The sequence below is a fragment of the Halobacillus sp. ABD4_316 genome (assembly GCF_056161385.1).
Map to the genome: position 1 here is coordinate 319,891 of NZ_JBSWZA010000001.1, position 10,690 is coordinate 330,580.

Consider the following 10,690-nt stretch of genomic DNA (forward strand, 5'->3'; position numbering starts at 1 on the left):
TTCGGTTTCAGTCTTCTACAAAACTTGCCAGCAGCATGATCAGATTGCGACAGACTTTTCAATCGGACGGACTTATACTCGGTGTAACAGCAGAAAAAGGGAGGGAGAAAGGATTTTATATTTGGATGCTGTCTGGCTGCTTAATCTTTTGATGGACGGCATGATCCTGTCGCTTACCCAGGGTCTCACCCGTGCAGGGTCCTCGAAATGGAGGATGGCTGTCGGAGCTTTTACAGCATCGCTGATTGTACCGGTGACCATTTATATGCCGGATTCATGGCTGGTGGGCAGTGCAGGGAAACTGCTGTTTTCCGTAGGCATTGTTCTGACTGCCTTTTCCTTTACTTCCCTCCGTGCTTTTTTTGTCCAGTGGGTCACGTTTTATTTCGTAACGTTTGCCATTGGAGGAAGTATGATGGGGGTCCATTTTTTTCTCGCTTCAGAAGTCGACGTCTTGAAGGGAGCGGTCGTCACGTTCAGCGGCGGGTATGGGGATCCGGTAAGCTGGCTGTTTGTTGCCGCCGGCTGTCCTTCAGCTTATCTGTTTACCAAATGGAGGTTCAACCAGCTCCAGATTCATCAATTGAAATATGAGGATGTTTATGAAGTGGACATGGTATGGAACGGTCAACATGCTGTATGCCAAGGCCTTGTAGATAGTGGGAATCAGCTGATTGATCCAGTCAGCAGAAAAATGGTGTTTCTTGCAGATCCATCGGTGTGGAAGCAGCTTCTGGCCGATGGGGAACTGGATCAGTTGAAAGAGGAGGAGGTACTCGCTTCTCTCCATGAGCTGCCCGAAACGCTGCAGTCTGCTGTAAGGCTTGTCCCTTATCAGGCAGCCGGGATATCCGGCAGGCTCCTCGTAACACTCATGATCGATCAGATTACTGTACAGACAAATGAGGGGCCGCTGGTAATCAAACAGCCTCTCGTCGGTGTCCAGCATCAACCGTTAACCCGGGACGGGCTTTATCAAATGCTGATCCACCCCCATGTCATGATCAAAGGAAAATCAGCGTAAGGGAGAAGGAGGATTCCATGTTAAAGTGGATGTTCAGAGCGCGGCTCTGGTATTACCGGTTGTTAATGAAGCTTGGGATTAAGCAGGATGAAATTTACTATATCGGTGGTAGTGAGGCACTTCCGCCCCCCCTTTCCAGGGAAGAAGAAAAAGAGCTTCTGGAACGTCTTCCTAAAGGGGACAAAGCTGCACGGGCCATGCTGATTGAGAGAAACCTGCGGCTGGTCGTTTATATTGCCAGAAAGTTTGAAAACACAGGGTTAAACATAGAAGATTTGATCAGTATCGGGACCATTGGTCTGATCAAGGCCGTAAATACCTTTGACCCGGAGAAAAAGATTAAGCTCGCCACTTACGCCTCCCGCTGTATAGAAAATGAGATTCTGATGCACCTGCGTAAAAGCAATAAGCTGAAAACCGAAGTTTCCTTTGATGAGCCTTTGAATGTCGACTGGGACGGCAATGAACTGCTATTATCCGATATTCTCGGTACGGAAGAAGATCTGATTACAAAAGGAATTGAAAAGAAAATCGATAAAAAGCTTCTCAAATCTGCACTCGAGCAGCTGAATGACAGAGAAAAACAGATTATGGAGCTCCGTTTCGGCCTGATTGGAAAAAAAGAAAAAACCCAGAAGGATGTAGCCGATATGATGGGGATATCCCAGTCCTATATATCAAGGCTGGAGAAGAAAATCATCCGCCGTCTGCAGCGGGAGTTCGACAAAATGGTCTAAAAACCTCATGTAAAGCCGATGCATAAAATTCCCACCCAGGGAGATACTGAGAACTGATTACAGCTTCCTGGGAGGGTCTTACATTGACACGACATAAAGTAGAGATATGCGGCGTAGATACATCAAAACTTCCGGTACTGAAAAACACAGAAATGAAAGACCTGTTTGTACGACTGCAGAGTGGAGAGCTTGAGGCCAGGGAACAACTGGTGAATGGAAATCTCCGCCTCGTTTTATCCGTGATTCAACGCTTTAACAATCGTGGGGAATATGGCGACGATCTATTCCAAGTGGGATGTATCGGCCTTATGAAGTCCATAGATAACTTCGATCTCAGTCACAATGTGAAATTTTCCACTTATGCTGTACCGATGATCATTGGAGAAATCCGAAGATACTTAAGAGACAATAACCCGATCCGGGTTTCACGGTCCCTGCGCGATACAGCCTATAAGGCCCTGCAGATGCGGGAGAAGATGATCAGTGAAACCAATAAGGATCCGGCTCCACATGAAATTGCCGAACGGATGGGTGTTCCTCACGAGGATGTCGTATTCGCTATGGACGCTATTCAGGATCCGGTCTCTCTGTTTGAACCGATCTACAATGATGGAGGCGACCCGATTTTTGTAGTGGATCAGCTGAAGGATGATCGGGAGAAAGATACCGTATGGATCGATGAACTGTCCTTGAGAGAAGGGATGAAAAAACTGAACGACCGGGAAAAAATGATTTTGACCAAACGCTTTTTTCAGGGGAAAACCCAGATGGAAGTGGCCGAAGAAATCGGAATTTCCCAGGCGCAGGTATCAAGGCTTGAAAAAGCAGCCATCAAAGAAATGAATACCTCCATGTTTCAATAAAAGAACTTTTCTGCCGCCGGGCAGAGAGGTTCTTTTTGTTTCCAACACGTCAGGCACAATGTGGGAATATCCTTAAGAATACAGGGAAACGAGCCACTTTTTCTATTCTCCACAGCCGCTGCATATAGTAAGATAAGGAGTGTGAGCTGAAATGAAAATCACCGAACTGCAGATGAAGGACGTCATCGCCATGGAAACAGGAGAACGACTCGGGTACATCAGCGACCTTGATATTGATACGCAGCGGGGCCGCTTGAAAGGGCTTGTACTGACGATGAAAGGAAAAGCTATGGGTCTGTTCGGAAAAGAAGAAGAAATGACCATCCCATGGGATCAGATCGTAAACATCGGAGCGGACGTTATATTAGTGAAAAAGTCTGCCTATAAAGGACTGCCTGCAGTTCAAAAGACAGATTCAGCAGAATAGAGCAAGAAATGAGAAGGAAAATGTGTTAAAATGAATGAAATTGAGGTGGTGATTAAGAAATGGAACCCTTCAAACGACAATCAACGAGACAGCTCTCCTGTTTCCAACAGTATCCTGAAATCATTTCCGGAATAACGACGAGGAACGGAGGGGTCAGCCGTGGTTCTTTTGCATCCATGAATATGGGGCTCCATGTCCATGACGACAAGGACCTGGTCATAGAAAACCGCAGACTTCTTGCAGAGGAAATCGGTATCCCTTTGTCCCGGTGGGTCATAGGGGAACAGGTTCACGGCACAAAAGTAGCTGACGCCGGCTCCCTGCCGGCTGGTGCTGGTTCCGAGTCATTGGAAACAGCCGCTGCTGGAGTGGACGGGCTGATCACAAAAGAAAAGAATCTGGTCCTTGGAGCTTTTTATGCCGACTGTGTGCCCCTGTACTTTTTCGATCCCGAATCCCAATGGATTGGAATTGCTCATGCAGGATGGAAAGGAACCGTTCACGGCATGTCCGGCCGGATGATTGCTGCGCTGGAGGAGAAAGGGTCCTCCAGGGAGGATATCCAGGTTGTGATCGGTCCATGCATCAGTCCAGAGCGGTATGAAGTGGACGACAACGTCATCCGTCACATACCAAAGCCCTACCACGAAACATGCGTTTCGAATAAAGGCGGCGGTCGGTATCAACTGGACTTGAAAGAATTAAATAGACACATGTTAATCGAATTGGGAATGCAGGAATCCGCAATTCAGGTTTCCGGTGCATGTACATACGAGAAGGAAGATCAGTTTTACTCCCATCGCCGTGATCAGGGTGAAACAGGGCGGATGCTCGGTTTTATTGCTTTGAAAGCTTAAGGGACGGGAAGGAGTTCAGCAATGTCTGTAGCAGAAAATCTAGCAGAAATTAAAGAAAATATTGAACAGGCCTGTCAAAGGTGTGGGCGTGATGCCAATGAAGTATCCATTGTGGCGGTTACAAAATACGTGTCCACCGAGCGGGCGCAGGAAGCATTGGAAGCAGGGATACACAACCTTGGGGAAAACCGCAGGGAAGGGCTGCTTGAAAAATATGAGGCGGTCGGCGATCAGGCCACCTGGCATTTCATCGGCACGCTGCAGTCCCGGAAAGTGAAGGAAGTCATCGATTATGTGTCGATGATTCATTCCCTTGACAGGCGCTCCCTGGCAAAGGAAATTGATAAAAGGGCGTCTGCACCTGTACCATGCTTCGTTCAGGTGAATATCAGCGGGGAGGACTCCAAGCATGGGCTCCCTGCCTCAGAAGTGGAAAGCTTCATAGAAGCTGTGCAGGACTTTAAACATGTAAAAATCGTTGGTCTGATGACAATGGCTCCGCATACAGAAGATGAGGAGCGTCTCCGCGGCGTCTTCCGTCAGCTTCGGGCCTTAAGGGACCGGATCAGGGATAAAGGGTATGCCCATGCCCCTTGTGAATACTTGTCCATGGGAATGAGCAATGATTATGCGCTGGCTGTAGAAGAAGGAGCTACTCACGTACGACTCGGTTCCTGTCTTGTCGGCGGACAATAAAACAATGAGGTGATGGAAATGAGCATGAAAAATAAATTCCGTTCATTTTTTACGTTAGACGATGAATATGAATACATTGAAGAAGAAGTGGAAGAAGATGACGAAGAGTCCCATCAGCCCCAGAAAAACACGAAGAAGCAGGACAGTAACAACATTGTCAGCCTGAAAAGTGCAAAGTCCTCGTCCAAAATGGTCCTGAGTGAACCGAACAGCTACAATGAGGCGCAGAATATTGCGGATCAGCTGGTGAGCCGACGTGCCGTTGTCATTAATCTGCAGCGCGTCGATCACAATCAGGCGAAGCGGATAGTAGATTTTTTAAGCGGAACCGTATATGCTATAGGTGGAGACATTCAAAAACTAGGTTCACAAACCTTCCTCTGTACACCGGATAATGTAGAAATTTCCGGATCGATTTCTGATATTATCACAGCAGAAGAAGAGGACTTGAATAGAAGGTGGTAAGTCATGGCTTTTGTTTTTAACATTTTAACGACAGCACTACAATTATACAGCTGGATCTTGATCATTTACATCCTGCTTTCCTGGTTTCCGGGAGCACGTGAATCCAGCTTCGGGCAGATACTCGGCCGCCTGGCGGAACCGTTTCTCGAGCCTTTCAGGAAAATCATTCCACCGCTTGGGATGATCGATCTTTCCCCGCTCGTCGCCATTATCGTTCTGCGGTTTGCTTCGCAGGGATTGAACCAGCTTTACTGGATGCTTGCAGGGTTATAAAAGAAGGAACAGAAGCTAGGGCATTTCCCGCTCTTTTCTGTTCCTTTTGGTAGTTATGGAGGATTTTTATGGACATGTACCAGCATTTTAGAAAGGAAGAGCATCCGTTTATCGACCAGGTGGTTTCCTGGCGAGAGGATGTGGCTTTAAAGTACCAGCGGCGTTTATCAGATTTCCTCGACCCGCGTGAGCAGAAAATTGTCAAAGCAGTGATGGGCAATGACGCGGATTTAATCTGTCAGCTTGAAGGCGGTGCGGAAAACAGTGAGCGGAAGCGGGCGGTCATTGCTCCTGATTATGAGCAGATCGACAAGGAAGACTTCCGGCTGATCCTGCTTCAGGCCGAATACCCGGTGAAATTCGTAACGATGGAACACAGAGATGTCCTCGGGGCTTTTATGTCTCTTGGCATCCGCCGTGAGAAAATCGGGGATGTTGTCGTCAAGGATGGAATCATCCAGCTGACGGCCGCTGCTGAAATCAGCGATTATATCAAAATGAATTTGACGGGAATCAAGCGTTCCACCGTCGAATTCAAGGAGGTTCCTTGGACGGGTCGTATAGAAAGTGATGAAACGTGGACGAAAAAAGAAACGACGGTTTCTTCGCTTCGTCTGGATGTCATCGTGAAAGAAATCTACGGCATGTCCCGAAAGAAAGCCGGTCTATTTATTGAAGGCGGCCATGTGAAAGTGAATTTCCGGACCGTGGAAGACGGTGCATTTTCTCTGGAGCCCGGAGATTTGATTTCTCTCAAGGGAAGAGGGAGGAGCCGTCTGGATGAAGTAACGGGCCAGACGAAAAAGGACAAATACAAAATTATGACAGCACGCCTGAATTAATCCTGCTGAAAAGAAGGAAATCGCAGGTTGTTGTCGAATCTTTAACATAACGAGTAGATGGGGAGGTGGCTGGTGTGCCTTTAACACCATTGGATATTCATAACAAAGAATTCACCCGGGGCTTCCGTGGGTATGACGAAGATGAGGTCAACGAATTTCTGGATCAGGTCATTAAGGATTATGAAATCGTTATCCGTCAAAAGAAAGAATTGGAGCGCGAAGTGACTCAGCTGAATGAGAGACTTGGTCATTTTAATGATATTGAAACGACATTGAATAAATCCATCCTTGTGGCTCAGGAAACGGCCGAAGATGTAAAAAACAGTGCAAACAAAGAGTCGAAGCTCATTATTAAAGAAGCAGAAAAGAACGCTGACCGTATTATTAATGAAGCACTGGAAAAATCACGCCGGATCTCCATTGAAGTCGAGGATATGAAAAAGCAGGCTAAAGTATTCAAAACGAGGCTCCGTATGCTTGTGGAAGCACAGATTGATATGATTGAAAATGATGATTGGGATCATCTGTTTGATACAGAGATTGACAATGAGCAGGAAGTGGAACGGAAAATGGAACAGGAGTACAGCTCCCAGCCTTAACAGCATTCTACATAAACTGGTCCGTGCCATTCATCAGGCACCGTTCTGTGCAGCGGTGCCTTTTCCTATGGGAACAGGTTTCGCCTGTCGAAATGTGGTACAATAGCCAGGGATAACAATTGTTTGATGGAGGACGCGTATGTATGTGTATTATCTGACAGCCTTGGTGCTGATCATACTGGACCAGTGGACGAAGTATCTGGTCGTGACTAAAATGGAAATAGGACAAAGCATCCCGGTTATCGAGAATTTCTTCTATTTAACATCACACCGGAATCAGGGAGCTGCCTGGGGAATTCTCCAGGGGCAGATGTGGTTTTTTTACATTATTACGGTAATCGTGATTGGATTTGTCATTTACTATCTTCAGCAGATGGGAAAGCAGAGCCGCCTTGTAGGAGCCGCCCTTTCCTTGATTCTCGCCGGAGCTGTCGGCAATTTCATTGACCGGATTTTTCGGAAGGAAGTCGTGGATTTTGCCAACACGTATATTTTCACCTACGATTTCCCAATCTTTAATGTCGCCGATTCGGCGCTCGTCATCGGTGTTGCTTTCATCATGATCGCTGCTTTTTTAGACGAGCGTAAAAAGAAAGGAAGTATAGAATCTTGAGTGAACAATACAACGTAACAGAAAAAGACCAATCCACCCGGATTGATAAATTATTAACAGAAGTCATTGAAGAGGTGTCCCGATCCCAGATCCAGGGATGGCTGAAGGATGATGTCATTCTTGTGGACGGAAAAGCTGTCAAAAGTAATTATAAGGTTCAGGAAGGGGAAACCATTACATGGCATGTTCCTGACCCGGAGCCGATGGATATTCTGCCGGAAGATATGAACTTGGACATCGTTTATGAAGACTCCGATGTGATCGTCGTCAATAAACCTTCAGGGATGGTCATCCACCCGGCCGCCGGGCATTATTCCGGCACACTCGTCAACGGGCTGCTTCATCATTGTACAGATCTTTCCGGCATCAACGGGGTGGAACGGCCGGGTATTGTCCATCGAATTGATAAAGATACGAGCGGGCTCCTTATGGTGGCTAAAAATGATAAGGCCCACCGCTCTCTTGCAGACCAGCTTTCCAAGAAAACAGTGGAGCGGAAGTATGAAGCGGTCGTCCATGGAGAGATCAGTCATGAATATGGAACCATTGACGCCCCGATCGGCCGTGATACAAAGGATCGTCAGAAGATGACGGTTGTCGATGGCGGCCGTGATGCCGTGACCCATTTCCGGGTCATCCGTCTTTTTAATGATTTTACCCACGTCGAATGCAAGCTTGAAACAGGGCGCACCCACCAGATCCGTGTCCATATGCGGTACATCAGCCATCCGCTGGCCGGTGACCCGAAATACGGACCGAGAAAAACTCTCGATCTTAATGGTCAGGCGCTTCACGCCAAAGTGCTGGGATTTGAGCATCCTTCCACAGGAGAGTGGATGCACTTTGAAGTGGATCCTCCCCGGGAATTTACGGATGTTCTTCGTGAACTCGAGCTTCGTGAAGGGTAAATCCAGTCTTGACAAAAGATGAATGCTTTGACATAATCCTTAATAGAATATAAAGACCTTTAAGAGCAGTCCCGTGAGGCTGAGAAGGTACGGTAATTTTACGAGTGATCTATGCGTAAAAAACCCCTTTTCTGCCTACACGTGGAAAAGGGGTTTTTTTGTAAAGGAGCTTGCCCATGAATCCGAAAGCTACGGTTCTGGACGATGCAGCCATCCGGCGGGCACTCACCAGAATCTCCCATGAAATCATTGAGAAGAATAAAGGGATTGAAGATCTTGTTCTTGTCGGGATAAAAACACGCGGTGTTCCCATTGCCGGGAGGATAAGAAATAAAATAGCCGAAATTGAAGGCCGGGAACTGCCGGGGGGAGAACTGGACATCACGTTATACCGGGATGATCTCACCCCTGAGAAACAGACGTCCGAACCGGAATTAAAAGAAACCAATATTGAAACGGATATTGATGGAAAGAAAGTGATTCTCGTCGACGATGTGCTGTATACAGGACGAACGGTGCGTGCCGCAATGGATGCACTGATGGATCACGGTAGACCGAAGGAAATCCAGCTTGCTGTTCTCGTTGACCGGGGACACAGGGAACTCCCTATCCGTGCGGATTATGTCGGTAAGAATGTGCCGACTTCCCTTGAGGAAGTCATCACCGTAACGCTTGCGGAAACGGACGAGAAAGACGAAGTGAAAATTTTCGAAAGATAACTGAATGAACACGCCCTTTAAAAAAGTCCCGTGAGGCTTAAAAGGAATCGTATGGACCTTTCGTGTAGCAGCTACACGTGTGCCTCTTTACGCCTTTTAAGCGTAGGGAGGCTTTTTTTACGGGCAGAGGAGGAATGAACAAATGGAAAAACATCAACCAGCATTAGACATTCATGAAGTTCCGGCAGCCGGGAAGTGGCTGACTTTAAGCCTGCAGCACTTGTTTGCGATGTTCGGCGCTACCATCCTTGTCCCCTTTCTGACAGGACTTTCCCCAGCCGTCGCTTTAGTATCCAGTGGATTTGGAACTCTCGCCTATCTGTTAATCACAAGAGGAAAGGTACCGGCCTATCTTGGTTCAAGCTTTGCTTTTATTTATCCCATTATTGAAGTATCGAAGACGAGCGGAGCAGCCGGGGCCATGGTCGGAAGCTTCCTGACAGGCCTTGTATACGGGGCGGTCGCTCTCTTCATCACTGTTTTTGGAACGAAATGGCTGATGAATCTGCTGCCGCCGATTGTCGTAGGCCCGGTCATCATCGTCATTGGTCTTGGGCTGGCTTCCACAGCGGTCGATATGGCCATGTACCTGCCTGGACAGGAAGAGAATGTATACAGCAGTGTACACTTGACGACAGCTCTGGTCACCTTAGGGTTAACAGTCATCGCATCCATCTTTTTCAGGGGGTTCTTCTCCCTGCTGCCCATCTTGTTCGGTATTGTCGGCGGATACATCTTTGCCTTATTCCAGGGTATTGTGGATACAACGGCGATTCAAGCAGAATGGCAGGCACTCACTTCAGCAGATTCTTTGACAGGCTTTCTCGGAGCGTTCTTCCAAGTTCCTGACTTCATCGTTCCCTTTGTCGACTTCAGCCCATGGGAAGTGATCAGCTGGGAAATTGCCCTCCTGATGGTGCCTTTTGCCCTTGTTACGATTACTGAACATACAGGGGACCAAATGGTTCTTTCCAAAGTGGTAGGGCGGAACTTTTTGAAAAATCCGGGGCTTGATAAATCGATTCTCGGCGATGGAGCGGCCACTATGATCGCATCCTGTCTGGGCGGGCCTCCGAATACAACGTATGGGGAAAACATCGGCGTGCTTGCCATCACAAGAGTCTACAGCGTTTTCGTTATCGGAGGGGCAGCAGTCATCGCAGTCATCTTCGGTTTTATCGGAATGGTCACGGCTGTGATCGGGTCTGTCCCGTCGGCCGTTATGGGAGGGGTTTCCATTCTTCTGTTCGGAATTATCGCTTCCAGTGGACTACGCATGCTGATTGATAATCAAATTGATTTTGGAGAAAAACGCAACCTGATAATAGCATCCATCATCCTTGTTCTCGGCGTAGGAGGCGCCTTCGTACAGGTCACCGAGGAGGTTCAGATCGCCGGGATGGCTCTGTCAGCAGTGATCGGCGTCTTCCTTCATCAAGTGCTGCCAGGAAAAGAAAAAGGCTATGGCAATGGAAAAATGTTTGAAGAACCTGAAGTGGAAGAGAAAAAAGAACAGCATGAAGTGGCATAACCAAGAACACACGTTTTAATCGGGTCCCGTGAGGCCCGGAAAGGTGTACCAGGGAATGGCTCGTCTGCCTGCGCAGCGAGTGAGGCACCCCCGTACACCGGGGGTGCCTTTTTCTTTGTATACCGGTCAAAAATCA

General features: G+C 47.7%; 14 protein-coding genes. All 14 read left to right on the plus strand.

What is annotated here, in order from left to right; all coding sequences use genetic code 11:
* Positions 1-121: 121 nt before the first annotated feature.
* The 14 genes from spoIIGA (at position 122) to ACXAJH_RS01880 (ending at position 10,554) form a co-directional block, all read left to right on the plus strand.
* A complete protein-coding gene (spoIIGA, locus tag ACXAJH_RS01815) occupies positions 122-1,024 on the plus strand; it encodes a sigma-E processing peptidase SpoIIGA (protein ID WP_474968427.1) in 903 nt (300 codons plus the stop codon).
* Positions 1,025-1,041: 17 nt separating this feature from the next.
* Positions 1,042-1,761, plus strand: a complete 720-nt coding sequence (sigE, locus tag ACXAJH_RS01820) for an RNA polymerase sporulation sigma factor SigE (protein WP_474992948.1) — start codon at positions 1,042-1,044, stop codon at positions 1,759-1,761.
* Between the two features lie 83 nt (positions 1,762-1,844).
* Positions 1,845-2,624: an RNA polymerase sporulation sigma factor SigG gene (sigG, locus tag ACXAJH_RS01825; protein ID WP_027954119.1), complete on the plus strand. Its 780-nt coding sequence runs from the start codon at positions 1,845-1,847 to the stop codon at positions 2,622-2,624.
* A gap of 151 nt (positions 2,625-2,775) precedes the next feature.
* Positions 2,776-3,051, plus strand: a complete 276-nt coding sequence (locus tag ACXAJH_RS01830) for a YlmC/YmxH family sporulation protein (protein WP_027954120.1) — start codon at positions 2,776-2,778, stop codon at positions 3,049-3,051.
* A 59-nt stretch (positions 3,052-3,110) separates the two neighbouring features.
* Positions 3,111-3,908, plus strand: a complete 798-nt coding sequence (gene pgeF / locus ACXAJH_RS01835) for a peptidoglycan editing factor PgeF (RefSeq protein WP_474992950.1) — start codon at positions 3,111-3,113, stop codon at positions 3,906-3,908.
* Positions 3,909-3,929: 21 nt separating this feature from the next.
* Positions 3,930-4,604 (plus strand): YggS family pyridoxal phosphate-dependent enzyme, encoded by a 675-nt coding sequence (locus tag ACXAJH_RS01840; RefSeq protein ID WP_474992952.1) that lies wholly within the window; start codon positions 3,930-3,932, stop codon positions 4,602-4,604.
* 18 nt (positions 4,605-4,622) lie between these two features.
* Positions 4,623-5,069, plus strand: coding sequence for a cell division protein SepF (locus ACXAJH_RS01845; RefSeq protein ID WP_027954123.1), 447 nt, complete (start codon positions 4,623-4,625; stop codon positions 5,067-5,069).
* A gap of 3 nt (positions 5,070-5,072) precedes the next feature.
* On the plus strand, positions 5,073-5,342 hold the full coding sequence (locus ACXAJH_RS01850; protein WP_027954124.1) for a YggT family protein: 270 nt from the start codon (positions 5,073-5,075) through the stop codon (positions 5,340-5,342).
* Between the two features lie 68 nt (positions 5,343-5,410).
* Entirely contained in the window at positions 5,411-6,184 is a 774-nt protein-coding gene (locus ACXAJH_RS01855) for a YlmH family RNA-binding protein (protein WP_474968430.1), read from the plus strand.
* 74 nt (positions 6,185-6,258) lie between these two features.
* Complete coding sequence (locus ACXAJH_RS01860; RefSeq protein WP_027954126.1) at positions 6,259-6,783, plus strand: DivIVA domain-containing protein; 525 nt, start codon at positions 6,259-6,261, stop codon at positions 6,781-6,783.
* A gap of 139 nt (positions 6,784-6,922) precedes the next feature.
* Positions 6,923-7,396 (plus strand): signal peptidase II, encoded by a 474-nt coding sequence (gene lspA / locus ACXAJH_RS01865; RefSeq protein WP_027954127.1) that lies wholly within the window; start codon positions 6,923-6,925, stop codon positions 7,394-7,396.
* A complete protein-coding gene (locus tag ACXAJH_RS01870; RefSeq protein ID WP_474968432.1) occupies positions 7,393-8,304 on the plus strand; it encodes an RluA family pseudouridine synthase in 912 nt (303 codons plus the stop codon). Before lspA ends, ACXAJH_RS01870 begins: the two co-directional genes overlap by 4 nt.
* Before the next feature lie 176 nt (positions 8,305-8,480).
* A complete protein-coding gene (pyrR, locus tag ACXAJH_RS01875) occupies positions 8,481-9,023 on the plus strand; it encodes a bifunctional pyr operon transcriptional regulator/uracil phosphoribosyltransferase PyrR (protein WP_474971504.1) in 543 nt (180 codons plus the stop codon).
* 142 nt (positions 9,024-9,165) lie between these two features.
* Positions 9,166-10,554, plus strand: coding sequence for a solute carrier family 23 protein (locus ACXAJH_RS01880; protein ID WP_474971503.1), 1,389 nt, complete (start codon positions 9,166-9,168; stop codon positions 10,552-10,554).
* Positions 10,555-10,690: the final 136 nt, after the last annotated feature.

Coding starts and splice junctions, on each gene's coding strand:
- sigE (WP_474992948.1), top strand. CDS start 1,042: ATGTTAAAGTGGATGTTCAGAGCGCGGCTCTGGTATTACCGGTTGTTA.
- ACXAJH_RS01830 (WP_027954120.1), top strand. CDS start 2,776: ATGAAAATCACCGAACTGCAGATGAAGGACGTCATCGCCATGGAAACA.
- pgeF (WP_474992950.1), top strand. CDS start 3,111: ATGGAACCCTTCAAACGACAATCAACGAGACAGCTCTCCTGTTTCCAA.
- ACXAJH_RS01840 (WP_474992952.1), top strand. CDS start 3,930: ATGTCTGTAGCAGAAAATCTAGCAGAAATTAAAGAAAATATTGAACAG.
- ACXAJH_RS01845 (WP_027954123.1), top strand. CDS start 4,623: ATGAGCATGAAAAATAAATTCCGTTCATTTTTTACGTTAGACGATGAA.
- ACXAJH_RS01850 (WP_027954124.1), top strand. CDS start 5,073: ATGGCTTTTGTTTTTAACATTTTAACGACAGCACTACAATTATACAGC.
- ACXAJH_RS01855 (WP_474968430.1), top strand. CDS start 5,411: ATGGACATGTACCAGCATTTTAGAAAGGAAGAGCATCCGTTTATCGAC.
- lspA (WP_027954127.1), top strand. CDS start 6,923: ATGTATGTGTATTATCTGACAGCCTTGGTGCTGATCATACTGGACCAG.
- pyrR (WP_474971504.1), top strand. CDS start 8,481: ATGAATCCGAAAGCTACGGTTCTGGACGATGCAGCCATCCGGCGGGCA.
- ACXAJH_RS01880 (WP_474971503.1), top strand. CDS start 9,166: ATGGAAAAACATCAACCAGCATTAGACATTCATGAAGTTCCGGCAGCC.